22 protein-coding genes are annotated in these 22969 nt (G+C 62.0%); 10 read left to right on the forward strand and 12 right to left on the reverse strand.

Annotated elements, in window-relative coordinates:
• Positions 1–24 precede the first annotated feature (24 nt).
• From hmgB to gcvPB, 3 genes are all read left to right on the forward strand, one after another.
• Complete coding sequence (gene hmgB / locus NKH31_RS16115) at positions 25–1362, forward strand: hydroxymethylglutaryl-CoA synthase (RefSeq protein ID WP_254862810.1); 1338 nt, start codon at positions 25–27, stop codon at positions 1360–1362.
• A 210-nt stretch (positions 1363–1572) separates the two neighbouring features.
• On the forward strand, positions 1573–2910 hold the full coding sequence (gene gcvPA, locus NKH31_RS16120; protein WP_254862811.1) for an aminomethyl-transferring glycine dehydrogenase subunit GcvPA: 1338 nt from the start codon (positions 1573–1575) through the stop codon (positions 2908–2910).
• Positions 2907–4442: an aminomethyl-transferring glycine dehydrogenase subunit GcvPB gene (gene gcvPB, locus NKH31_RS16125; RefSeq protein WP_254862812.1), complete on the forward strand. Its 1536-nt coding sequence runs from the start codon at positions 2907–2909 to the stop codon at positions 4440–4442. Before gcvPA ends, gcvPB begins: the two co-directional genes overlap by 4 nt.
• Positions 4443–4548: 106 nt before the next feature.
• Here gcvPB and NKH31_RS16130 read toward each other — a convergent pair whose 3' ends face one another.
• Complete coding sequence (locus NKH31_RS16130) at positions 4549–5913, reverse strand: tryptophanase (RefSeq protein ID WP_254862813.1); 1365 nt, start codon at positions 5911–5913, stop codon at positions 4549–4551.
• Positions 5914–6219: 306 nt separating this feature from the next.
• Here NKH31_RS16130 and NKH31_RS16135 point away from each other — a divergent pair, with 306 nt between their 5' ends.
• The 3 genes from NKH31_RS16135 to NKH31_RS16145 all read left to right on the forward strand — a co-directional run bounded on the left by NKH31_RS16135 (position 6220) and on the right by NKH31_RS16145 (position 8598).
• Entirely contained in the window at positions 6220–6900 is a 681-nt protein-coding gene (locus NKH31_RS16135) for an EthD domain-containing protein (protein WP_254862814.1), read from the forward strand.
• A gap of 5 nt (positions 6901–6905) precedes the next feature.
• Positions 6906–7493 (forward strand): HD domain-containing protein, encoded by a 588-nt coding sequence (locus NKH31_RS16140; protein ID WP_254862815.1) that lies wholly within the window; start codon positions 6906–6908, stop codon positions 7491–7493.
• Positions 7494–7572: 79 nt separating this feature from the next.
• Entirely contained in the window at positions 7573–8598 is a 1026-nt protein-coding gene (locus NKH31_RS16145) for a matrixin family metalloprotease (RefSeq protein WP_254862816.1), read from the forward strand.
• A 188-nt stretch (positions 8599–8786) separates the two neighbouring features.
• On the opposite strand, the gene NKH31_RS16150 is transcribed toward NKH31_RS16145, so the two are convergent.
• Positions 8787–9221 carry a DUF1467 domain-containing protein gene (locus tag NKH31_RS16150; RefSeq protein WP_254862817.1) on the reverse strand — a complete coding sequence of 145 codons (435 nt, stop codon included), beginning with the start codon at positions 9219–9221 and terminating at the stop codon, positions 8787–8789.
• A gap of 501 nt (positions 9222–9722) precedes the next feature.
• On the opposite strand from NKH31_RS16150, the gene NKH31_RS16155 reads away from it, so the two are divergent.
• A complete protein-coding gene (locus tag NKH31_RS16155; protein WP_254862818.1) occupies positions 9723–9950 on the forward strand; it encodes a hypothetical protein in 228 nt (75 codons plus the stop codon).
• A 24-nt stretch (positions 9951–9974) separates the two neighbouring features.
• Here the strand turns inward: NKH31_RS16155 and NKH31_RS16160 are convergent, their stop codons facing one another.
• The 3 genes from NKH31_RS16160 to NKH31_RS16170 form a co-directional block, all read right to left on the reverse strand.
• Positions 9975–10787 carry a mechanosensitive ion channel family protein gene (locus NKH31_RS16160; protein ID WP_254862819.1) on the reverse strand — a complete coding sequence of 271 codons (813 nt, stop codon included), beginning with the start codon at positions 10785–10787 and terminating at the stop codon, positions 9975–9977.
• A gap of 356 nt (positions 10788–11143) precedes the next feature.
• Positions 11144–12106 carry an NAD-dependent epimerase/dehydratase family protein gene (locus NKH31_RS16165; RefSeq protein WP_254862820.1) on the reverse strand — a complete coding sequence of 321 codons (963 nt, stop codon included), beginning with the start codon at positions 12104–12106 and terminating at the stop codon, positions 11144–11146.
• An 84-nt stretch (positions 12107–12190) separates the two neighbouring features.
• A complete protein-coding gene (locus NKH31_RS16170) occupies positions 12191–13903 on the reverse strand; it encodes a thiamine pyrophosphate-binding protein (protein WP_254862821.1) in 1713 nt (570 codons plus the stop codon).
• 258 nt (positions 13904–14161) lie between these two features.
• On the opposite strand from NKH31_RS16170, the gene NKH31_RS16175 reads away from it, so the two are divergent.
• The 3 genes from NKH31_RS16175 to NKH31_RS16185 all read left to right on the forward strand — a co-directional run bounded on the left by NKH31_RS16175 (position 14162) and on the right by NKH31_RS16185 (position 17047).
• Positions 14162–15436, forward strand: coding sequence for a M24 family metallopeptidase (locus NKH31_RS16175; RefSeq protein WP_254864831.1), 1275 nt, complete (start codon positions 14162–14164; stop codon positions 15434–15436).
• Between the two features lie 91 nt (positions 15437–15527).
• Positions 15528–16535 (forward strand): LLM class flavin-dependent oxidoreductase, encoded by a 1008-nt coding sequence (locus NKH31_RS16180; protein WP_254862822.1) that lies wholly within the window; start codon positions 15528–15530, stop codon positions 16533–16535.
• A gap of 38 nt (positions 16536–16573) precedes the next feature.
• Positions 16574–17047, forward strand: a complete 474-nt coding sequence (locus NKH31_RS16185; RefSeq protein ID WP_254862823.1) for a GNAT family N-acetyltransferase — start codon at positions 16574–16576, stop codon at positions 17045–17047.
• A 21-nt stretch (positions 17048–17068) separates the two neighbouring features.
• On the opposite strand, the gene NKH31_RS16190 is transcribed toward NKH31_RS16185, so the two are convergent.
• From NKH31_RS16190 to paaA, 7 genes are all read right to left on the reverse strand, one after another.
• On the reverse strand, positions 17069–19351 hold the full coding sequence (locus NKH31_RS16190) for a bacterio-opsin activator domain-containing protein (RefSeq protein WP_254862825.1): 2283 nt from the start codon (positions 19349–19351) through the stop codon (positions 17069–17071).
• 290 nt (positions 19352–19641) lie between these two features.
• A complete protein-coding gene (locus NKH31_RS16195) occupies positions 19642–20028 on the reverse strand; it encodes a PaaI family thioesterase (RefSeq protein WP_254862827.1) in 387 nt (128 codons plus the stop codon).
• Between the two features lie 148 nt (positions 20029–20176).
• Positions 20177–20344, reverse strand: a complete 168-nt coding sequence (paaE, locus tag NKH31_RS17750; RefSeq protein ID WP_305038421.1) for a 1,2-phenylacetyl-CoA epoxidase subunit PaaE — start codon at positions 20342–20344, stop codon at positions 20177–20179.
• A 2-nt stretch (positions 20345–20346) separates the two neighbouring features.
• Positions 20347–20763: a 1,2-phenylacetyl-CoA epoxidase subunit PaaD gene (paaD, locus tag NKH31_RS16200; protein WP_254862828.1), complete on the reverse strand. Its 417-nt coding sequence runs from the start codon at positions 20761–20763 to the stop codon at positions 20347–20349.
• 29 nt (positions 20764–20792) lie between these two features.
• A complete protein-coding gene (gene paaC, locus NKH31_RS16205; protein ID WP_254862829.1) occupies positions 20793–21701 on the reverse strand; it encodes a 1,2-phenylacetyl-CoA epoxidase subunit PaaC in 909 nt (302 codons plus the stop codon).
• On the reverse strand, positions 21701–22018 hold the full coding sequence (paaB, locus tag NKH31_RS16210) for a 1,2-phenylacetyl-CoA epoxidase subunit PaaB (RefSeq protein WP_254862830.1): 318 nt from the start codon (positions 22016–22018) through the stop codon (positions 21701–21703). The genes paaC and paaB overlap by 1 nt, the downstream gene beginning before the upstream one ends.
• Positions 22019–22020: 2 nt before the next feature.
• Complete coding sequence (paaA, locus tag NKH31_RS16215) at positions 22021–22962, reverse strand: 1,2-phenylacetyl-CoA epoxidase subunit PaaA (RefSeq protein WP_254862831.1); 942 nt, start codon at positions 22960–22962, stop codon at positions 22021–22023.
• Positions 22963–22969: the final 7 nt, after the last annotated feature.

Below are 22969 nucleotides of genomic sequence, written 5' to 3' on the forward strand. Positions count from 1 at the left end.
TAGCCGCTCGCTCACACTCCGACCATGACGAGTGTCGGAATCGACGCGATCGAGATATGGACGGGGAATCTGAAGTTGGACCTCCCCAACACGTTCGCCCCTGAGAAGGGCGAAGACCCGGAGAAGTACACGAAGGGACTGGGACTCAACGCGAGTTCGTTCCCGGACAGTTACGAGGACATCGTCACGATGGGGGCCAACGCCGCCTATCGGCTGATGGAGCGAAAGGGTCTCGGCCCGGAAGACATCGGTCGGATCGACGTGGCGACCGAGAGCTCCTTCGATAAATCGAAGCCGATCTCGACGTACATCGCGGGCTGTCTCGAACAGGTGTTCGACGGCGACTTCCACCACGCGAACAAGGGCGAACGTAAGTTCGCCTGCATCGCCGGGACACAGTGTCTCGACGACGCGTACAACTGGATCAAGGCGGATCGAAGCCGCGGACGAGCCGCGCTCGTGATCGCGACGGACACGGCGCTTTACGCACGCGACGATCCCGGCGAGGCGACGCAGGGCGCCGGTGCCGTTGCAATGTTGATCGACGAGGATCCGAACGTCGTCGAACTGAGCAACGAGCAGGGCTACGGCAGCGCCGACGAAACCGACTTCCTGAAACCCCAACAGCAGTTCCCGAGCGTCGACGGAAAGCGCTCGATGCAGGTGTACCTTGCGCGCATGCGCGAAGCCTTAGAGGACTACGAGAGCGTCGCCGGAGCCAGCCACCCCGACGATTTCGCGTACGTACCGTTCCACACGCCGTTCCCCGGGATGGTCCGAAAGGCCGGACTGCTCGCCTACCGACACATGATCCGGAACACGCCGATCGAGGAGGAACTCGCCGAGGAAATCGGCCGTCAGCCACGTCGCGAGGAGTACGACGACGAGACCGCCTACGAAGACGCCGTTCGCGAGCACATGGACGCGCTCAAAGAGACGGACGCCTACCGGACGTGGTACGCGGAGACGATCGAACCGACGCTGACGATCTCTCGCGAGGTCGGAAACTGGTACACGGGTTCGGTCCACGTCGCCCGCGTGAGCGCCCTCAAACACGCGCTGGAGAACGATCTCGATCTCGCTGGATCCACGCTTGGCGTCGGTTCCTACGGGAGCGGTGCCGAAGCCGAAGTCCACGCCGAAGTCGTCGCCGACGGCTGGCGCGAGGAGATCGAGTCGATTACGATCGACGACCAGCTAGACGCGCGTCGATCGATCACGTTCGAAGAGTACGAATCGATCCACGACGCCCACAACCACGACAAAGACGTCGATACCACCGAACTGACGACCCCGAGCGCAGAGTTCGTCTTCGACGGGTGGGGACGAATGGGCGAACGGAAGTACCGCTTCGTCGAGTGACGATCCCGCGGTTACGATATCGAATTATTCCTATCACACCCGGTGTTCTGAGGGTGGAACGAGATGCCAACGTCGGCGGAATAGACCGAAAGAGGTGCGTTCATAATCCCCCCGCCGAAAGGTTCAGATAACGCGTTCCGTATCGGCGTCGATCGACGATGACGCGACAACCGATCGATCCGGTGTCGAATTGCGGGACCGAACGAAATCATGCACGGATCACGCACGACGGGGAGTCCGTACGCTCCTCACACGGAGGCGGAAACCTCGGCGATGCTCGCCGAGTTGGGGGTCGAATCGGTCGAAGCACTCTTCGATATTCCCGAGCCCGTTCGGTTCGACGATTCGTTCGGAATCGACGCACGCTCAGAACGTGAGACGCGTCGGCTCCTCGAGTCGATCCTCGACCGGAACGATGATTTGACGGAATTGCTCGGGCGAGGCCACTACAGCTACTACGTCCCCTCGCTGGTCGACCACCTATCCGACCGATCCGAGTTTCTGACGTCGTACACCCAGTATCAACCCGAAGTCTCGCAGGGATTTTTACAGGTACTGTTCGAGTACCAGTCGATTCTCGTCGAGTTGACCGGGCTCGAAATCGCCAACTGCTCGATGTACGACGCCGCCTCTGCCCTGGGTGAGGCTGCGACGCTCGCCGACCGCCTCCGTCAGGTCTCCGGGACGACCGTTCTCGTTCCCGACATCCTCCAGTCCGGTAAGCGATCGACGCTCGAAAATTACGTCGACGGCACCGCACTCTCCGTCGAATCGTACCCCACTGCGGACGCCACCGTCGACGTCGACGCGCTCACAGACCGCCTCGACGAGGACGTCGTCATGGTGTACGCGGAGAATCCGACCGTTCGCGGAACAATCGATCCGAACCTCGGATCGATCGGTGACGTCACGACAGACGCGGACGCCCTGTTCGTCCTCGGGTCCGATCCGATCGCCCTCTCGCTTCTCGAACGACCGGCGGACGTCGGTGCGGACGTAGTCATCGGCGACGCGAGCGTCCTCGGACTCCCAACGTCCTACGGCATGGGTCTCGGTCTCTTTGCGACCAGAGAGGAATTCCTCCGTCAGGTACCAGGCCGACTCGTCGGCGTGAGCGAAGACGACGACGATCGCCGCGCGTTCACGCTCACGCTCCAGACCCGAGAACAACACATCCGCCGCGAGCGAGCCACGAGCAACATCTGCACCAATCAGGCCTGGGTGGCACTAAGAACGGCGATTCACGCCGCGATGCTCGGTCCGGGGGGAATGGTCGATCTTGCAAAACGTGACGTCCGACGGGCCCGCGAACTGGCCGAGCGAATCGACGAACTCGACGGCGTTAGCGCACCGGTTCACGACCGTCACCACCTTCGCGAATTCGTCGCCCAGGTCGATCGGTCGGCCAATACCGTTGCTCGCGAACTCGAAGACCACGGCTTCGCGATTCACGTCGTCGACGACCGAGAAATTCAACTCTGCGTTTCTGGGGCAACCGACGACGAATTAGACGACTTCGTCGCCGCGTTCGAGGAGGTGGTTCGATGAGCGAGAACCCGACGGACCAGATCGAGGAATCGACGTCGAACGAGAGACGATTCGATCAGGCTCGCTGGACGACGAACGGCACCTACGAGCCGCTACTCTCCGAGAAAAATCGAACGGACATCGAAATCGACGCCGAAGCGGCGGGGCTTCCGGACGAACTCACGCGTGATTCGCTATCACTCCCGTCGCTCGCGGAGTCTGAACTCGCTCGTCACTACACAAGACTCTCTCAGCACACCTACGGCATCACGAGCGGCCCGTACCCGCTCGGATCGTGTACGATGAAGTACAATCCGCCGTACACCGAGGACGTCGCGGCCCTTCCCGGCGCGAGCGTTCACCCGGATCGAGACGAAGGGACCGTACAGGGGACACTCGAGCTCCTTTACCGTCTTCAAGATTACCTCGGCCGAATCGGCGGGATGGACGCGGTCACGCTGCAACCGCCAGCTGGCGCGGCCGGCGAGTTCGTCGGAATTCGCGTCGCGACGGCCTATCACGAGCACAACGGCGACGGCAACCGCGACGAGGTAATTATCCCGGAGAGCGCACACGGGACGAACTTCGCGACGGCCGCCCTCGGCGGCTACGACGTCGTTTCCCTCCCGAGCGACGATGCGGGTCGGGTCGACCTCGAGGCGCTCGAGGCAGCCCTCTCGGAGAAGACCGCAGCGTTGATGCTCACCAATCCGAACACGCTCGGACTGTTCGAGCGAGACATCGAGCAAATCGCAGAGATGGTCCACGACGTCGGCGGGTTGCTCTACTACGACGGGGCCAACCTGAACGCGCTACTCGGTCGGGCTCGACCGGGCGACATGGGGTTCGACGTCATGCACTACAACGTCCACAAGACGTTCGCGACGCCTCACGGCGGCGGCGGTCCCGGCGCCGGTCCTGTCGGCGTCGTCGAGGAGCTGGCACCGTTCTTGCCGGCACCACGCGTACGTCCCGTCGATGACGACGAGTCTACCGCCGACGTTCGCGGAGACGATCTGGCCACGTCGAGTACCGGCGCGACGTACGAACTGTTCGACCCCGAATACACCATCGGCAAGGTTCACGGCTTCCAGGGTAACTGGCTCGTGCTGGTCAAGGCGTTCGCCTACATCGCCCGCCTTGGAGACGAGGGGCTCGCCGACGCGAGCGCGAAGGCCGTCCTCAACGCGAACTACCTCGGCAGTCGGATCGACTACGAGATACCGTACGGACCGTTCCACCACGAGTTCGTCGCCAGCGCCGGCGATCAGGACGCAGCCGACGTCGCGAAGCGAATGCTCGATTACGGCGTTCACCCGCCGACGACGAAGTGGCCGGAGATCGTCCCTCAGGCGCTGATGACCGAACCGACGGAGGTCGAATCGAAGGAGACGCTCGATCAACTCGCCGCCGCGTTCGATGCGGTAGCGAGAGAGGCCGACGAGACGCTCGAAGGCTCTCCGAATCGGACGACCGCGAGGAGAATCGATCAGACGAGCGCCGCGCGGAATCCGCGACTGTCCTGGCACGCACTCACGGAGACCGAGGACTGACCGGATTCACGCCGACCGTCGCTCGTTCGCCAGATACGGTCGGTTTCTCGACACCGTCTATACGGTTTAGACGATCTCGGTGGCCTACACGAACCCGACTCGTCAGTCACTCGGTCGACGGGGCCGACGCGCGGACCGGTTCGAGTTCAGCGGTGAAGTGTCTGAGTTCAGGGATCGGCGGCTCGGAAGCGAGCGTGAGTCCGGAGACCGATTCCCGCCTGTCCATGACCGCGGTGGCCGCCTCGACGACGTGGTCGAAATGCTCGGCGCCGTAGGTTCGGCGCGGAACGGCGAGCCGAACGAGTTCGGGTCGGTCCGTGTCTGGGAACGCGAAGCTGCCGAGTTCGACGCCGCGTACGGCCCCTTCGAGATACAGTTCGCAGACGAGCGCTTGGCCCGGAAATGACTCGTGTGAAATGTGCGGGAGCAACGAAGCGGCGTCGAGGTAGACGGCGTGTCCGCCGAACGGTTCGTAGACGGGTACACCCGCTTCGGCGAGCGATTCGCCGAGTTGGCGAACCTGATCGATTCGGCCGCTGATATACGATTCCGTTACCGCTTCGCGAACGCCAACGGCGAGCGCTTCCATGTCTCGTCCGGCCATGCCGCCGTAGGTTGGAAACCCCTCGTAGAGTATCGCGCGGTGTTTACACCGGTCGAACAGTGATTCGTCGTCGGTCGCGACGAACCCGCCGACGTTGACGAGGCCGTCTTTCTTCCCGCTCATGACGATCGCATCCGCGTAGCCGAGTTGTTCACGAGCGATATCAGCGATCGATGCGTCTTCGAAACCTGGTTCGTCCCGCTTGACGAAGTACGCGTTCTCGGCGAACCGACACGCGTCGATGACGAACGTCGCATCTATTTCGCGTGCGAACTGAGCTACCTCGCGGGTGTTCTGGACGCTGACCGGCTGTCCGGCCGCGGAATTATTGGTGATGGTCAACACGACCGTCGAAACGACGTCGGCCCCGACATCGGAGACGACCTCTCTAGCCCGATCGGTCGAGAAGTTACCCTTGAACCGACCGTCAGCGTCCGGTTCGCGCGCACCGGAGACCGGACAGTCGACGGGATCGGCTCCCTGATTGGTAACGTGGGCGCGGGTAGTGTCGAAGTGCGTGTTGTTCAACACGACGTCGCCGTCCTCGACGATCGAGCCGTACAGGACGTTCTCGGCACCTCGTCCCTGATGGGCTGGAACGACGTGTGGGAACCGCATCACGTCTGCAACCGCGCGTTCGAGCCTGTCGAAGCTACGCGAGCCAGCGTAGGACTCGTCGCCTCGTTGAAGGGCCGCCCACTGTGCGTCGCTCATCGCACCGGTTCCGCTGTCGGTAAGTAAATCGACGTAGACGTCGGCCGATGCCAGATTGAAGACGTTGTATCCGGCCGCTTCGAGGGCCCGTTCGCGTTCCACTCGCGACGGGAGTCGAATCGGCTCTGCGACCTTCGTGCGGTAACTGACCATACCGATAGAAGGCGCCCCGGCGTGAACAAGTTGAGTGACGGATCCTGTACATCGACGCGCGTACGGCCACATTCGCGGCGCATCGTAGTCTGATGGGGAAGATCCCGTACACTCACGCAACGGGTTGGTCGTTCGGGGTATCCGCCGGACGCACTGGTCGTTCGGGGCGTTCGTCGGACACGCCGGTCGAAGGGTCACGGTCGGCCGACCCGGCCGGTGATTGGAGTCTTCGGGTCGTTCGTAGTGGTGGCGGTGAACGGCGACGGTATCGGTACGATTTATTGGGGGCGAAACGAACGCTGGGTTATGTACAAGCACGTCGCACTGTTGTCGCGCACAGCTGACGTTTCACACGAGGAGTTCGTCGAAAAGTGGCAAGCCGCGCCACTCGGGGACGCAGTCGACGGCGTCGTCCGCTACCACGAAGTGTTCCCCACAATGGCGGAACACGCCGAATTCGACGGGCTCGCGGAATTTTTCTTCGAAGACGAATCCGCCTACGCCGACGTCGTCGAGGATCGTGACGGTCTCGTGAGCGCCGCCGACTCGTCGCTCGCAAACGTCATCGCCGCTGAGCGTGGGATGGCCGGCGAGCCGATCGTCCAGCGCGACGACGTCGACGACGACACAGACGGTCTCTACAAACACTCGGCGTTTCTCGTCAGGAAGGACGACCTCACGCACGAGGAGTTCGTCGATCACTGGCAGAACAACCACACGCCGATCGCACGAGAGATCACCGGCGTCGTCAAGTACGATACCGTCGTGCCAACCGACCCCGACGTGCAGCCGTTCGACGGCGTCGCCGAACTCTACTTCGACGACATCGACGCGCTGTACGACGCGCTCGGGAGCGAGGGGTCGCGCGATTACGCCGCAGTCGGCGAGATGGCCGAGAAGGCCCGAGAAGACGTCGACAACTTCCTCGCGATCGACGAGCGCCCGCGCTTTATCGGACGGGAACGACTCGTCACTGACAGTCGGTGATCGACGTGGCCGATCACGAAACGCAGGTACGAGACGCCTATCCGGAACTCGGCGAAATCGGTGACGTCGCGCTTCGCGATCGAGTCGTCGAGGCGTGGGTGCTGGGTCTCGATCGGGGCGGGTGGCGCGATATCGAGGACATTCCGTACGCCTGGAACATTCACGAAGTTGCCAACGTCGATCACGTTCGCGGGGTAACGAAGATCGCCATCGAATCGGCCACAATTCAGCGAGAGTTCCACGGTGCGGATCCGGATCTCGACGTGATCGTCGCCGCCTGTCTGCTTCACGACGTCGGCAAGTGCTACGAGTACCCGTCGTTCGTCGACGACGACATCCTCGACGAACCGGACCCGACGTACGTCAGCGAGGAGATTCCACACTCGATATCGGGCTATGCTCTGGCTCACGAAGTGGGCTGTCCGCTCTCCGTCCAGCGGGCGATTCCGCACTTTCTCGGCGAGGTGCCAACCCGTACGCTCGAAGCCGAACTCGTAAAGAGCGCGAACTCGGCCTCCTCGAATGCGATCACCGAAGCGACGATGGGGATCACGCTCCAGGAGTGGGTCGAACAGTACTCACAGACTTCCTGAATTGACCCGTTAGGCGTCGTCGACTCGCACGAATCGGTGCCAGAAGATGTATCACCGCGTCCGACCGACAGTCACGCTGATGCGACGGCGTCAACTGCTCGGTATGGCGGCGGGTACGATCGGATGCGGTCTCGCCGGCTGCACCCTCCCGGGCGAGGGAGACCGCCACCCGTTCGCCGGTAAAACGGTCGGCGTTCACGTCGTCGACGATAGCGAAACTGACCACGACGTCCACCGGAACGCGTGGGACGCCCTCGATTTTTGGGAAGACCGCGCGCCTGAATACGTCGGGTTTCGCGTTACGTTCGAATCGGTGAGCGCCGACCGGGCGGACCTTCGGATTCGGTACGTCGACGAGCCGAGCGACTGCCGCGGCGTCGAGAATTACAGCGAGCTGGTGCTCGGTTGTGCACCGATCCTTCGGCCGGGTTCGCGGGTCAGTCGTCCCGTGACGGCCATCGTCGTCGCGTCGACCCGGCCGTTCGGAAAGATTCGAATTACGACGAAACACGAGATCGGCCACGTACTCGGACTCTATCACGACGACGAACCCCAGGAGATCATGTCGAACCGACCGGAGGCCCGGATCCCCTCGTACGCGCTCCGAGTGGAGATCTGGGAGTCGACGATGGAGGCTAACCGACAGGCTGCGAGCGCGACGAAATCGTTCAACGACGGGGTGTCGTTCTGGCGTGACGGTTCCTACGAACTCGCCTCCCAATCGTTCACGACAGCGCGAGACGAATACACCAGCAGTCGCCGTCGGCTCGAACGGGCCCGTTCGAGCGGGGACGAGTTCACAGCTGACGATCGCGTCGAGACGGTCGACCTCGGTCGACTCGACGAACTCCTCTCCCAGTTCGAATCGCGGATGGCGCTCGGCGAGTCGTTCGCAGACTCGATGAGACAGAGCGCCGTGGCCGCGGCCAGCGACGATTTCGAACGGGCGGAGAGCCATCGATCGGCAGCGAACGAGTCACTCGAAGCGTATCGAAACGGTCCATCACCGGAACTGCGTGACGTCGCGATCGCACTCGGGCTGGTCCGTGGGTTCGACCTGGACGAACCGATGGGACCGGTCGACGAGGACGTGATCGAATCGTGAGAATCGGTAGAACACGACCACCGCTGTGAGCGATCCGCTCGCCTGATTCGTCTTCCGAAACAGATCGAAAATTGGTTGGGAGCTACCGACGGTTCGACGAATACATCACGAGTAGAAAGTGGGCTACAACGGCATGCGTCGACGGTATCGATCCTAATTGGTGTTTACCGATTGTGAGTCCGTTCCGGTTAGTCGTTCAACACGCGTTCTTCGGGAGTCGGACTCCCCGGGTGGATTCCGTATCGGGCGAACACGTAGAGAACGGACATCGAAACGGCGCAGAGAACCAGTGCACCGGCGACGGCTTCTAGGGCTGCGGTGGTAACCGAGCCGCCAAAGATACCCCCGACGGCGGCCGCCGTCTCACTCGAAGGGGCCATCACCAGAGCGTAAGGGACGAATGCAGCGAACGCGCCCGTCCACCACCACGTTACGGAACGTTCGAGTTGGTCGACGGATCGATCGGCGCCGAGCCGAGCGATACCGGCCACCCCGATGGAGATCAAGACGAGGGCAGGAACCGTTCGAATCGAGAGGGCGCCACCGTCAGCGACGCTAACGCCGGCGGCCGTGATCGCGATCGATCCGATGAGAAATGGCCCTGGGAAGAGTGTACGTTTCATCCGTACGGCGAGTAGCGACTCATTATACAAAACCCTCGCGAACTGCAAATACACCGCCTGAAACGACAGTTCGGAGATCGTGATCAACGGACAAACAAAGGACGTATTACCCGTCCACCCGGATGACCGAACGTATCTGATCAGGATGTATCCGAACGAGAGTATCCGAGGGGAGTTCGGAGGAGGCCGCCTGCGAACGAGAGGTATCGGAGGGTACTCTATATCGACTGTGAGAACCCCACAGACGGACGGTCTCGCGTCGATTGGTGCGGTGAACACCAAATGGCGAGGGAGAATGTGGGTCTGCTGATCCGTTCGTACCGTTTGCTGCGAAACACCTGGAAACGCCGCGTTGTTTCGCGCCCGGATCGGTACAAAGCGTACGTCTCCTTTCCAACGGAACCGTCTCGATCTCGAGCCAGTACCAGTTCTCACATCGAGGACTTAGAACGAGTGTTCGAGGGACGAATCGACGTCTATGCTCGTACGTCAGGCATTGCGGTGGTTTCTGATGCCGTCTCAGGAGAGCAGTTCGATCCGACGACGTTTCTCGAAATACTCGACCAGATCAACGACTCGTACGCCGAGATGTACACGCTCGCTACCATCGAGAAGTGGCAATCGATGGATGGTCAGCTCGTGAAAAACTACGTTATCGTTCCCGTCAAACCGCTCTTTCCGCGTGCCGAACCGGACCGGTCAACACAGGTACGCGCCACATCAGAGTGATCGGACCTCCGGTTTAACCCCGGATCAATCGTCGCCCGCACTCGGACCCGGTTCGCGGTCGGGACCGCTGTGACGCTCACTAGCAGTCGATGTATCGGGACCGGCAGCGCTATCTTCCGGCGTAATCGCGTCGGTTTGTCGCATCCAGCGATCGATGTTCTCCGAGACGTAGTCCTTACCGCCCCACCCGAATGCGATGCCTGCGCCGATCGCGACAGCCGCGGCCAGGCCCCACGCGAGTGCCTGGGCGAAGACGTAGAGGATGCCGACGTCGATTCCCATCGTGTCCAACCCGATGACGAGCGCCGTAAAGTAGAGGAATATCCGAGCGCCGTTCGCGAACCAGCTGGTATACGCCGTCTGAGTGGCCGCTCGCGTCCGTTCGATCATGTCGCCGATGAAATCAGCGACGACGAATCCGAGGACGATGACGAGCAACCCTGCGACGAACGCCGGAAGGTACGACACTGCGACGGCGATCCACTCGGAGAGCGCCTGGATCGCGAGCGCGTTCGCTGCCGCGAGGATAGCGAGTGCGTAGACGAACCACTTTGCCAGTTTACCGAACGCTCCCGAAACAGCGCGTTCTGTGCCACCCAGTATTCGACCGAGCGGCGTTTCGAGGACCATGCGATCCAGCTCGACGCCGTCGGCGATACGTCGGACGATACCGCCGGCTACGCGCCCGATAACCCACCCGATGAGCAGGATGATGATGGCTCCGAGTATTCGCGGGAGGTAGACTGCTACATCGGCGACAGGATCTTGGAGATACTCGGGAACCTCTACTTGCTGGAGTGCCACTTCTTGACGGAGGGTATGTTGTAAGGATACCATAGCATTCCCAGGGACGGCGTACGTTTCGTAATTGTGTTGCTACAGCGCGAGGGAATTCGAGGACAAATTCCGTTTCACGGCGACCGTTCGTTGAAATGTCTAATACGTAGAGTCCGATCCGGTCCGGACCGTCAGGAGTAGATGGTCGTTTGTGGCGCCGTCTTCTCTCGGTTATTCGTCGACGTGGCTTGCGAATCGCGTGCTCGCCGTAGAATAACAACCCATTGGGATCAAACCTGGACCGATCACGAGAAGACGCGGTTTAATTACCTACAAACGGCGGGTTCGTTACCGACGAAACGGCGAGACCGTGTGTGGATTCAATCCCGTCGAAACGTTTCGACGGCCTTCTACACTCAAACGGTCTCCAGGCCCTCGTCACGGCGCAGGGTATTGATGTACTCCCTGAAGCCGGTTTCGAGATCGTACGCGGGATCGTAGCCGAGGTCGTCCTGAATCGCGGTCATGTCGAGTTTCTGCGTCCACGGGAGTTCGCCGTCGTCGCTGACCTCGATGTCGGCATCCGGGAGGATATTCTGGACGGTTTCGGCGGCTTCTCTGATGGTCGCGACCTGTCCGCGAACGTTGTAGACGCGTCGAGAGAGCGCCGATTCGTCGGCGAACGCGGCGAGGCGGAACGCCTGGGCGACGTCTCTGACGTACTGCCAGTCGATGACCTGGTCTCCGTACTCGACGCTGAACGAGTCGCCGAGCGCCGGCTTTTCGATGATGTTCGCGAGGAAAGCCGAACCCCCGGTTTCTCGGTACGGACCGTAGGCGACCGTCGGTCGGAGCGCGACGTGGTCCAGCCCGAAGTCCTCGTGGTACACGCGCGCCTGGTGCTCGTTGTACTCCTTGGTCGCTCCGTAGAGCGTATCGGGGTAAACGAGGTCCGATTCTTTGACCCAGCCGTCGTCGTAGTTCGCGGGCGGGGCGAACACCGCCGCAGACGAGGCCCAGGCGACGCGTTCGACCTGATCGTCGAGCGTGCGGGCGGCCTCGAAGATGTTGTTCGTTCCCGTGATGTTGACGTCGATCGCGGCCCGCGGAATCTCGCGCGCCGTCGTCGTCAGCAGCGCCGCGAGGTGGACGATTCGAGTGGTCCCGGTCTCGCGAACCGTTCGAACGACGTCGGTCGGATCGGTGACGTCACCGCGAACGACCTGTACTTCGTCGGTGATGTCGAGCTTATCGAGAACGCGCGTATCCGTCGAGAGATCGTACGCGACCACATCGTGACCGTGTTCGATCAGGTCGGCGGCGACGAACGAACCGATGAAGCCGGTTCCGCCGGTTACGAGTACGGTTTCGTCAGACATTCGTTCGAATAGATCCTCTCTAACGTAAAAAGTGTATTCAGATCAGTTCGATTTGCCAGCCAGCCAGTCGCCGGCTTCGCGGGCCTACTCGTGAAGCCCGCCGACCTGGTCGTAGAACGACGACGAGAGCTGCGCCGCCATGTCCTCGGTTCGATCGATACGGACGTCGATCACCGTCGGGCGGTTGCGTCGCTGCTTGGCCTCGACGAGCGTCGCCGCGAAGTCGTCGGGTTCGGTAACGCGCTCGCCGACGGCGCCGAACGCTTCGGCGACGCGGACGAAGTCCGTATCGTGGAATTCGACGCCGGCGATGTCGCCGTCTTCGTCTTGCATCTGTCGGACCATGCCGAGACTGGTGTCGTTCAAGATGACGAACGTGGGTGCGACGCCGTACTCGACGGCCGTCTCGACGGAATTCATCGTCATCGAGAAGCCGCCGTCGCCCGCGACGGAGATGACGTCGCGGTCGGTCGCGATCGCGGCACTCACGGCCGCCGGTAGGGCCCACCCCATCCCGCCGACGCCGCCGCTCCCGAAGTAAGTTCGGACGGCCGGCGTCTGAAGGTAGTTGAGCAACCAGAATCGGTTGTTCCCCGAATCGGCCGTGACGATCGTCCCGGCGTCGACGATGGCTTCGATCTCCTTGACGGCACGCTGGGGCTTGATCGGCGAATCGTCCGATTCGCACGCGGAGACGGAAAAGTCCGAACGCGCTTCGGCGGCGCGTTGGCGTGCCGCGTCCGGGTCGCCACCGCAATCCGAACCGGCGCGATCGGCCAGACCGGCGAGCGCGTGCGTCGCGTCTCCGATCAGTCCCACGTCAGCGGGGTAGACCCAGCCGGCGTTTCGCGTATCGATATCGGCGTGGATGATCGTCTGTTCGTCCGGCCGGACGAATCCGGGCGCCTGCCAATTCGTGTCCATCGGATTGAGTCGACAGCCGACGACGCAGAGGACGTCGGCGTCGCTGACGAGTTGATTCGCGCCCTCGTGGCTAAAGGAACCGATGACGCCGCCGGCGAGTTCGTGCGTTTCGGCGATCGTCGATTTGCCGAGATAGGACGTGACGACGGCGGCGTCGTAGGCCATCGCGGCGGCTTCGAGTTCGTCGTACGCCTGTGCGGCGTGGACCCCGTTACCCGCGATGATGACCGGTCGATCGGCGTCGGAGAGGGCGTTCGCGGCCTCGTCGAGGTCGTTCGCCGCCGGCGCTCCCTTCCACGTCCGAACCTGGTCGTTCGCGTTCCACACCGGCGGTGTCGGATCCTCGGGCATCTCCTCGTGAACGACGTCTCCGTCTAAGATCACGGCCGTCGGCCCTGGTCGGCCGGAGACGGCGTGTTTGAACGCCAGCTGAAGGCTGCGGACGGTCTCGGTCGGAGAGCGTGGGAACCAGTGTTCTTTCGTGATCGAATCCAGGATGTTCGGGAGATCGAGCCCGCCGTAGTCTCCACGCGACTGCTGGTACGGCGCGAGCGTCGAGTACTCGCCCCGCTCGGAGGCCTCGGTGATCGCCACCATGGGTGAAGAGGCGAGTCGTCCCTCCATTTGCCCGATCGCGCCGAGACTCCCGACCCACGGTCCCTGTCCAGCGAGCACGCCCGGTCGCTGGGTGAGCCGGCCGTACATCTCGGCCATGACGCTCGCTTCGCGCTCGTCGCGCGGTCTGATCAGTCGGACCGACGAGTCGGGCAGTTCGTCGAGCACCTCGATGACGCGACCGCCCGGGTAGCCAAAGACGAACTCGACGTCGAGTGCTTCCAGCGTCTCGACGATCGCCTCCGTGGTGTCGGTCATCGTCGAATCACCCGTCGGGAGGAATCGTCGGGAACGCCGGCTCGTCTCACTCCGATCAGCACCGTCGGTCGGTCCCCGCGTGTATGCATACCCCAATATGGTTCACACGGGACCTTTGCTCTATTGATAACGGACGAAATCGTCGCGAGAGTAACGGTCGATCACACCGGCCGTGACCTCGATTGGCGGCCGTTCGGGCGACGAGCGCAGGTAGAACGGTAGGCTTTTTTGCCGATCCGGCGAGCGATACGAATGACGATGACCTTCTACGAACGCGACTACATGGAAGGAACCCTCGGCACGCAAGCCGTCGACTGGGAGGGACGGATCGATACCCGGCGGCTTCGGACCGAACGGAAACAGCGCGCGTTAGAACGACTCCAGGAGACCGAACTCGGAGCGATGCTTCTGGTCTCGGATCCGAACATTCGATACGTCACGGGGCTCGCGATGACTGGCGGCAGCGGCGCCGACCACTACACCTTGCTGACCGAAGGCGGCGACGTCGTCCACTGGGACACCGCCGACCACGCTAGCAACCAGCGAGCGAACTGCCCGTGGCTCACGGACGTCAGATACGCCTGTCCCGGCCTCGGAAACGTACCACGAGCGTCCGGGAGCGATTCAGCACGTCGGTTCCTCATCACGAAGATGGTCGAGACGGTGACGACGGCGATGGCCGAGTACGGCGTCGCCAACGAGACGCTCGGACTCGACGTCGGCAACGCCGGCCTCGTTTCGGGCTTCCAAGACGCCGGCGTCGAGGTCGACGTCGAGACCGCAAACCGGGTGATGGAAGACGCACGAAAGGTAAAGACCGAAGACGAAATCGAGTGTCTTCGTATGGTAGCCGCCATCTGCGAGGCCGGCTTCCAGCGCATCACGGAGACGGCCAGACCGGGCATGCGCGAGACGGAGGTCTGGGGCGAGGCCGTCAGCGAACTCTGGCGACACGGCGCGTTCGTCGGCGGAGGTTACCTCACCTCCGGGCCGAACACCTGGCCGAAACACCAGGCGAACACCACCGACCGGATGATCCGCCCCGGCGATCTCGTCTACGCCGACATGTACAACATCGGCTACCTCGGCTACCGCTCGTGTTACTACCGAACGTTCTCCATGGGCGAGCCGACCGACGCGCAACGAGACGCCTACGAGATCGCTCGCGAGAATCTCTACGACGTCCTAGAGCGGATCGAACCCGGCGCCACGACCGACGAGATTGCGCAGGGATTCCCGGACATGGACGGCGAGCACGCGGACTTCTACGAGGCGGACGAACACTGGCAGATGACGACCAACCACTGGGCTCACGGACTCGGCCTCCAGCTGTACGAGGTTCCGCTCATCTGGCGCGGACTCTCACCCGACCACCCGATCGAGATCGAGGAAGGAATGACGATGGCCGTCGAGACCCAGGAGCCGGCCGATCGACAGGGCGTCCGCATCGAGGAGATGGTCGTCGTTCGCGAAAATGGCGTCGAGATCCTGAGCCAGTGGCCGATCGACGAGATCACGACGATCGAGTACTGACGAGGCAAGTGGCACCGTTCTGTTCGACGGACGGTTCGTGATCGCTGACCGAAGTCGGGAGATGTATACTCTCGGCTGCGAACGTTCGAGTATGCAGCTCGGGACCGGCCTCTTCACCGCACAGCGCAGACCTGACGACGATCGATCGTCGAGTGAGATCTACGACGAAATTCTCGCGCTCACCGAGACCGTTGAGGACGTCGGCCTCGACAGCGCGTGGGTTTCAGAACACCACTTCGCAGAAGACGAGTACCTCTCCGGAACCCTGCCGGCACTCGCCGCGATGGCAGCCGTGACCGACGAGATCGAGATCGGCTCGTGCGTCGCGCTCGGGCCGCTCTACGATCCGATTCACCTCGCAGAAGACGCGGCCACCGTCGACTTGCTCTCGGCCGGCCGGACGACGCTCGGTCTGGCGATCGGCTCGAACCCGACCGAGTTCGACGTCTTCGGCGTCCCGCGCGAGGAGCGAGCCGAGCGGCTCGCAGATCTCGTCTCGTTTCTCGACGCCGCCTGGAGCGACGGCGACCTCGCGTATGACTCGAGGTTTCACGATGTCCCGACGGACGTCTCGATCACCCCGAAGCCCGCGAACGGGTCGATGCCGGTAATGCTCGGCGGCGGGGCCAAACCCGCCGTCCGACGCGCCGCTCGAACGGCTCAGGGCTGGTGTGCGCCGTCGTCGCTCTCGATCGACGGCGTGAAAAAGCGCGTCGAAGACATTCGAGCCGTCCGGGAGCGAGAAGAGATAGACGGCGACTTTACGATCTACGTCCTCCAGCACGGCTGGGTGGGCGACTCGCGCGAAGACGCCTGGGAGCGAATGCGAGACGGCTACCTCTTCATCCAGCGTCGCTACGCAGAGATATTCTCGGGCGAACCCGTCGACGAGCTGTCGGCCGAACGCAAAGCGGAACTGAAAGAACAGGCTATCTTCGGGACGCCAGAGCAGGTAACCGAGGAGTTACAGGCCTACCGCGACGCGCTCGGTGACGATATCCACTTCATTTTCAGAACCTACCATCCCGGGACGCCGACTGAAGAGATGACCGACTGCGTCACCCGCCTCGGCGAGGAAGTCGCGCCGAACCTCCGATAGAAACCGATAGGTCGATTGCACGACGATCACGACGTCCGATGGAATACCGACGACTCGACGCGGACGATATCGACGCGTTAGTTGACGAGCTTTGGCTGACGTTCTCCATGGAGATGGCCGAACTGGATTCGTACAACGAACTCGGAGACGACGTTCGCGACCACGCGATCGAGTATCGGCAGGCGAACCTCGACGATCCCGACACAGCGACGTTCGTCGCTGAACGGGACGACGACCTAATCGGGTATACGGTTGTCACGTACAGCGAATCTCCGCCGGTGTTCGCGCGCGGTCCGTCGGCGAACATCGAGGAGGTATACGTTTCGCCTACACATCGCGGTGAGGGCATCGCGAACGCGCTGATGGATCGAGCCGAGTCCTGGGCCCAAGCGCGCGAGTGTTCGTACGTCCAGCTATCGGTCAACGAACGGAACGAGACCGCCCGAGCCGTTTACCGATCTCGCGGTTACGGCGTGCGTCGATTCAAAATGGACAAGCGCCTCGATTCGTAATCACCTTGCGCGACGATGGCGTCACGTCGAGTCCATCAGAATCGATTCGAGCACTTTTCGCTCGGCCGTCCGCAGGTGTTGATGAAACGTCGGCGCGGCGATTCCGAGTGAATCGGCGACTGACTCGCCGGAGATCGGACGAGGCCACTCGAAGAAGCCGGCGTGAAACGCCGTTTCGAGCGCGTCGCGTTGTTTGTCCGTCAGCGTTTCGGAGAGATAGCTGTCGAGCTGACACGACGTCGGCCGCGCTCTGGTTCGCTGTTTACGAGTACAGAGTTCGAGTGACGGATACGTTTCTCGCAGCGTTTCGACGAACGTCCTCACGTCGACGTGGGGTGAAATCTGGACGGTCAACCGTAACTCGCCGTTTGTCAGTTCGGCGCGTTCGACGGAGCCCCCGTGAGACGCAACGAGGGAGAACACCGTTGGTTCCGAGAGCGACCCTTCGAACCGGGTCGTTTCGCCCGTCGACAACACGGACACGTCGTTCCAATTAGACAGTCTGGATGGAAGCGCTTCGAGGGCTTCGATATCGTCCGCGTCGGTCCGACCGTAGACGACGTGTTCGTCCTCGGTGACGGTGACGACGTGATCGAGTTCGATCGCATCCTCTACTCCCGACGAATCGATGCAGTTGCCCCACATATCAGGTATTCTAAAATCGATTTCGACGACTTCGTCGCTCAGTAACGCCCGCTTTCGCTCCGTCGCGGCGATCGCGTGGCCGATGATTTCACCGATCTGAGCGATAGCCGGACGTTCGTCATCGGTGAACGCCTCCGATCGATCCGCGTACACGGTGAGAACACCGTACGTGGTATCTTCGAAATGAATCGGTATCGCCGCGGCGGACTCGATTGAGCTGGATTCGTCGCGATCGAACCACGGTTCCGATAACTCGGACCCACGGACGTCCTGTGTGACCTGAATCGTGCCCCGTCGGATGGCGAGGTCCGTCGGGCCGGCACCGCGGTCGGTGCAAAGGGCAATCGCGCTAGATACCGAATCGATGAGACCGTCGGCGTCGGCGCCCGTTCTCAGTTCGATCGAACGGGATTCGACGTCCAACCCGCCGATCCAGGCGCAGGTGTACGAATCGAGTTCCGCGAGCCGTTCGACGACCGTTTCTTCGATCTCCTCACGCGTCGACTGTGCGAGAATAGCGTCGGTCACGTTGCGGATTACTTCGTTCAGGTTGTTCAACGCGAGAAGTTGCGCACGTTGCCGGAGTAACGAGCGTTCGTCTGCGTGGCGGTTGATTGCGGAGGCGAGAATGTTCGCAACGGATTTGACGAAGTGGACGTCGTTCGACTCGAGCGATGTCGAGGTCGTATCGCAGACGGTCAATACACCCCAGGGTTCCTCGACGGGACCGACCACGACGCTAATCGCGCTCTCGACACCGTGTGATCGCAGCAGCTCTGAGGTCGAGAAACGCGATTCGGACGAGAGCGACTCGGCGAGTATCGATCCCTTCGTCTGTAGTGTATACCCTGCCTGGGACTGTTCACCAGCGCCACTGACCGATGCGTTGCCGACGAGACCGTCGTCCCAGCCGACGCCCGAACGCATGGTGAGGCGGTCTCCACTTTCGTCTAGTTCGAGCAGTGCACAGCACTCGAAATCGATCGTTTCCGCCGCCACACGCGCCGCTCGAGTCATCAATTCGTCAAGATCACGATGATCGAGTGCTCGTTGGCCGAGTTCCGTGATCACCTCCTGTTGGCGCACACGCGTTTCGAGTTTTCGCTCGCGGGCGACTCGATCTCGAACGTCTCGAACGACGCCTACCTTGACAAGCGACTGCGCGTCGGTCGATCCCGCACTCGAGGTGTCCATCTGCATCGACGTGAATCGACTTTCCGCGCGCAACCGCGTCCCATCCGCTCGAAGGATGTCCGCCTCGATCGACGCGCTGTCGCCACTCTCGCTGCGAGCCAGTTCGTCGAGCCGCTCTGCGGACTCTCGCGAGACGTCATCTCCGACGACGAGCGAGCAGTGAGAGCCCAGTAGCGTCTCTCGATCGTAGCCGGTCATTTCGACGTAGGCGTCGTTCATCTTCGTGAACCGATACTCATCGTTGAGGACGTAGATCCCATCGTCGATCGTCGAAAGGATCGTCTCGTAGAGGGCGAGATCCGACGATCGATCCCCGCTCTGTTCATCCGTCGACACCCACCACACGCGAGCGCTGGCACCGACCTTCTTCGTTTCGACGTAGCCGAGGTCGGCCAACTGATCCAGCCGTTCGTACGTCGCTCGTCGGCCGAGTGCGAGGTGGTCGGCTACCTCGGTCGTGCTCATCGGCTCGCCGACTCGGACGAGGACATCGATCGTCTCGTGGAGGGAACTGGTCAATAAATTCTGCATTATTAGATAATCCAATTATCCGATCAAATATTAACCCACCGCCGACACTGCCAATAGCTGGACGATCCAGTTTTATTCGTTCGATCGTATCCTGCGTTCGCCGGATACCTGACGAATCGGCCAGTGTAGCTGACCGGCCTCGGCCGACTCTGTGCGAGCGGTCTATCCCAGGTACGTGGGTTGCCAGTACTCGCGATTACGGTTTTACGCGGGAGATTTCACGTTCACCCGGTCTTGTACACACCGCGTGCGTCGGCGATCAGCGTCTCGTCGTCAGCCGCGAACACGTCCACGTTGACGACGCCGACGTCACCGCCCACGCGAACCACGTCGGCAACCGCGTAGAGGTCGCCGGTTCCAGCACTCAGGTAGTCGATGCGCATGTCGATCGTCGGAACGGGTTGATCGACTTCCGAGACGAGCGCCGCGCCGCCGACGGTATCTGCGAGCGTGAACGTGACGCCACCGTGTGCCATCAGTCGCTCTTCGTTCCAGGACAGTTCTTCGGTCATCTCGAGGCGACCTTCAGCGTGGCCGTCGGCACACTCCGTCACTTCGATTCCCAACAACGAGGCGAATGGCATCCCCTCGAAAAACGCTTCTACGTCCATGTCTGGTGAATAACGAGCGGTAATCTTAAAACCATCCACCTCGGCGAACGTCACCGTGCCAGAGGCGTCTACCGCATCCGTCTATCGGTCGGCCGCACAACGGACACGAACTGGATGTGACGTCCGGTATTCGTGTCGCAGTTCGACGTTATTCGAACTTTTCGAAGGGCTGTTGACACTCGTTGCAAAAGTGCATCGACCGACACAGCGACGGTCCTTTCGGGTGCTCGCGCTCCGTGTTCGTCGAACCGCAGTACGGGCACGTCGCACCGACCGTGTCCCCGCTCGTCGTCGTGCTCGGATCGTTGCCAGACATGATCACACGCTCAACCCGAAGTCTCGCAGGTCCTCCTTGCCCGGTTCGGTCACCATTTCGACCGACCACTCGGGACTCCAGACCAGGCGGAGGTCCACCGAGTCCACACCCTCGACCGCACCGACGGCCGACCGAACGTCGTTCTGGAGCATATCCCGTGCCGGACAGCCGCTATACGTCAGCGTCATGTCGACGGCAACCTCGCCGTCGTCGACGGAGACGCCGTAAATGAGCCCGAGATCGACGATACTAACCGGCATCTCGGGGTCTTCGACGCTGTACAGGGCGTCCCAGACATCGGCTTCGAGACCGGTCGCGTCCGCTCCGGTCGCGGGGAGATCGTCGATCGCCGTTCCCTCGCGGTACTCCGTGTACGCACAGGGGCTCGGGTCTGAATCGGTGGGTTCGTCAGGTGTCATTTGGTTCGATCAATGTGGTGTTTCGTCGCTCAGAACTCGGGTTTGTCCATAATCACGGTCGCCTCCTCACGACCGAGTTCGCGGTAGGTATGGGTGAAGTCGTCGTAGAGGTCGTCCCAGTCGCCGGTGTGTTCTCCGCTTCGTCCCGTCGCGTCCGGGAGCAACTCGTCGGTGATCTCGCCGTCGGCCGGAACTGGCGTTCGCAGACCGTGCGATTCGAGCGTGGGTACGACGCGGTCGAGCCACCGCTCGGCGATGGTCGAAAGCGACTCCGCACGGTATCCTTCCTCGACGATCGTCTCTTCGACCGTCGCGGCGTCGGGGAGATCGTCCTCGGTGGCGAACGGTTCTCCGTCGTCTCCGTCCGCGCCGAACGGAACGGGTTCGGTCGGGACGAAAAGCGCCAGCGCGTGCGGAAAGAGTCGATCAACAGCCGACTGGAGCGCCTCGGTCCCGTCGCCATCGTCGGCGAGTCGTTCGAGCCAATTTTCGGCGTGTTCGACGTGGTAGCGCTCCTCGCGTTGAATCTTGCCGATTCGGTCCGTGATCCCCGGGTAGCTCGAGGCCTCCAGCGACGCGAGTCGAAGGTGCTCTGCGACGTCGAAGAGGTACGAACGGACGATCGCGTCCGCCCAGTCTCCCTGGTCGAAGGCCAGTTCGGTGAGCGTCGCGTGCCGGAAGGTCGCCGGGTCTCGCTCCCAGAGCAGATCGGTTTCGTCGTAGCCGAGGTCGATCAGCAGGTCGTACCAGAGGCGGGCGTGGCCGAGTTCGTCCTGTGCGATATTCGCGAGTGCGAGGTCGGATTCTAACGACGGGGCGTAGACCTGCCACTCGATGTACCGTTCGGCGAGGACGAACTCGTCGTCTGCGATCGCTCGCAACTCGGTTTCGAGGGCGAGGCGTTGATCCGGCGTGAGATCGGTCCGAGCGCTCGACATCAGTCGTCACCTCGCTGTCGTTCGGCTTGGGCCTGTTCGCGCTCGGAGTCGATGACCTCCTTTGCGTGTTCGGTACTCTGCGTGTACGCCGTAGCCCACCGGTAGGATTTGTCCGTCGTCCCGCCGAACTCGACTTCGTCGGCGTCGATCTCGCCGACCTCGTCCTGTGGAACGACCCAGATGCTGTTGGTCGGCTTTCGCCGACCGTGCTGGATCGCTGCGAATTGCCTCGCCATCTCCCTGTCCGGGGCGTGTACGTTACCGCAGTGGGTGTGATAGTCACCCGGCTTGTCCTGTCGGAACACTTCCCAAATCATGGTCAGTCAGCCGCCGGGGCGGCGTGGCTCCCGGGCAGGTTGCTGTCGTCTTCGATGGTTTCACGCACCCACTCGACCGCCTCCTGGGCGGCCTTGCGCGCGTTGATCTGGCCGAGACCGGGCTCGTATTCGTTCTTCGCCACCGTGAAGAACTCGTCCCAGTCCAGATCGTCCTCGTTGACTTCGTACGTCCCGTCGTCGAGCTTCTCGATGCGTGGATACTCTGGAATCTCGAGTCCGTACGCTTTGGCCTTCGGTACGTAGGCGTCGAGGAAGGCGTTTCGAAGTTCGTCGTTCGTCTTCTGTTTGAGACCGACCTCGGCAGCGAAGTCGTGGTGGGTCGATTTGTCGTCGGTCGGGCCGAAGAACTGGATGATGCGCGGCCACCACTCGTCGAACGCGTCCTGTAGCATCTGCTGCTCCTTGCGCGACCCGGTCGCCATGCGCGCCATGATGTCCTCGCCGTGTTTGACGTGGAATCCTTCTTCGAAACAAACCTTGTCCATCGCGTGCGCGTAGGGCTCCCAGCTCGAGGATTTCAGCGTCGCCTGTCGGCGCATCGCCGCGCCGTCGACGAAGAACGCGATCATCGGCACTTCCGCCCAGGACTTCATCGGATAGTGAAAGCAGTTCAGGAACTTTCCTTCTCCTTCGGCGAGTTCGTCTAGCATCTCTTCGCGCGTCTTGATGCCGAGCGATTCGGCGGCCCGGTAGAGCAACTGACCGTGACCGATCTCGTCCTGGACCTTCGCCGAGAACGCGAGTTTTCGATCGATCGACGGCGCTTGCCGGATGAACGGCTTTTCCAGATATGCGCCCATTATCTCGCTGTTGGCGTGAAACTGGATCATGCGGGTCGCCGCTTTCCGGTACTCTTCGGGCATATCGTCGGCGGGCGAAAACGCCCGCGGTGCGGCCCGTTCTTTGACGGTTTCGACGTCCATGACTGGG

Source organism: Halovivax gelatinilyticus (assembly GCF_024300625.1).
Lineage (GTDB): Archaea > Halobacteriota > Halobacteria > Halobacteriales > Natrialbaceae > Halovivax > Halovivax gelatinilyticus.

Excerpts from the sequence above, each read along its gene's own strand:
- gcvPB (WP_254862812.1), top strand. The coding sequence starts at position 2,907 with ATGAGCGAGAACCCGACGGACCAGATCGAGGAATCGACGTCGAACGAG.
- NKH31_RS16170 (WP_254862821.1), bottom strand. The coding sequence starts at position 13,903 with ATGACCGACACCACGGAGGCGATCGTCGAGACGCTGGAAGCACTCGAC.
- NKH31_RS16185 (WP_254862823.1), top strand. The coding sequence starts at position 16,574 with ATGGAATACCGACGACTCGACGCGGACGATATCGACGCGTTAGTTGAC.
- NKH31_RS16145 (WP_254862816.1), top strand. The coding sequence starts at position 7,573 with ATGCGACGGCGTCAACTGCTCGGTATGGCGGCGGGTACGATCGGATGC.
- NKH31_RS16160 (WP_254862819.1), bottom strand. The coding sequence starts at position 10,787 with ATGGTATCCTTACAACATACCCTCCGTCAAGAAGTGGCACTCCAGCAA.
- NKH31_RS16195 (WP_254862827.1), bottom strand. The coding sequence starts at position 20,028 with ATGGACGTAGAAGCGTTTTTCGAGGGGATGCCATTCGCCTCGTTGTTG.
- paaC (WP_254862829.1), bottom strand. The coding sequence starts at position 21,701 with ATGTCGAGCGCTCGGACCGATCTCACGCCGGATCAACGCCTCGCCCTC.
- NKH31_RS16180 (WP_254862822.1), top strand. The coding sequence starts at position 15,528 with ATGCAGCTCGGGACCGGCCTCTTCACCGCACAGCGCAGACCTGACGAC.
- NKH31_RS16165 (WP_254862820.1), bottom strand. The coding sequence starts at position 12,106 with ATGTCTGACGAAACCGTACTCGTAACCGGCGGAACCGGCTTCATCGGT.
- hmgB (WP_254862810.1), top strand. The coding sequence starts at position 25 with ATGACGAGTGTCGGAATCGACGCGATCGAGATATGGACGGGGAATCTG.
- paaD (WP_254862828.1), bottom strand. The coding sequence starts at position 20,763 with ATGACACCTGACGAACCCACCGATTCAGACCCGAGCCCCTGTGCGTAC.
- NKH31_RS16190 (WP_254862825.1), bottom strand. The coding sequence starts at position 19,351 with ATGAGCACGACCGAGGTAGCCGACCACCTCGCACTCGGCCGACGAGCG.
- paaB (WP_254862830.1), bottom strand. The coding sequence starts at position 22,018 with ATGATTTGGGAAGTGTTCCGACAGGACAAGCCGGGTGACTATCACACC.
- NKH31_RS16130 (WP_254862813.1), bottom strand. The coding sequence starts at position 5,913 with ATGGTCAGTTACCGCACGAAGGTCGCAGAGCCGATTCGACTCCCGTCG.
- paaE (WP_305038421.1), bottom strand. The coding sequence starts at position 20,344 with ATGTCTGGCAACGATCCGAGCACGACGACGAGCGGGGACACGGTCGGT.
- paaA (WP_254862831.1), bottom strand. The coding sequence starts at position 22,962 with ATGGACGTCGAAACCGTCAAAGAACGGGCCGCACCGCGGGCGTTTTCG.
- NKH31_RS16175 (WP_254864831.1), top strand. The coding sequence starts at position 14,162 with ATGACCTTCTACGAACGCGACTACATGGAAGGAACCCTCGGCACGCAA.
- gcvPA (WP_254862811.1), top strand. The coding sequence starts at position 1,573 with ATGCACGGATCACGCACGACGGGGAGTCCGTACGCTCCTCACACGGAG.
- NKH31_RS16135 (WP_254862814.1), top strand. The coding sequence starts at position 6,220 with ATGTACAAGCACGTCGCACTGTTGTCGCGCACAGCTGACGTTTCACAC.
- NKH31_RS16150 (WP_254862817.1), bottom strand. The coding sequence starts at position 9,221 with ATGAAACGTACACTCTTCCCAGGGCCATTTCTCATCGGATCGATCGCG.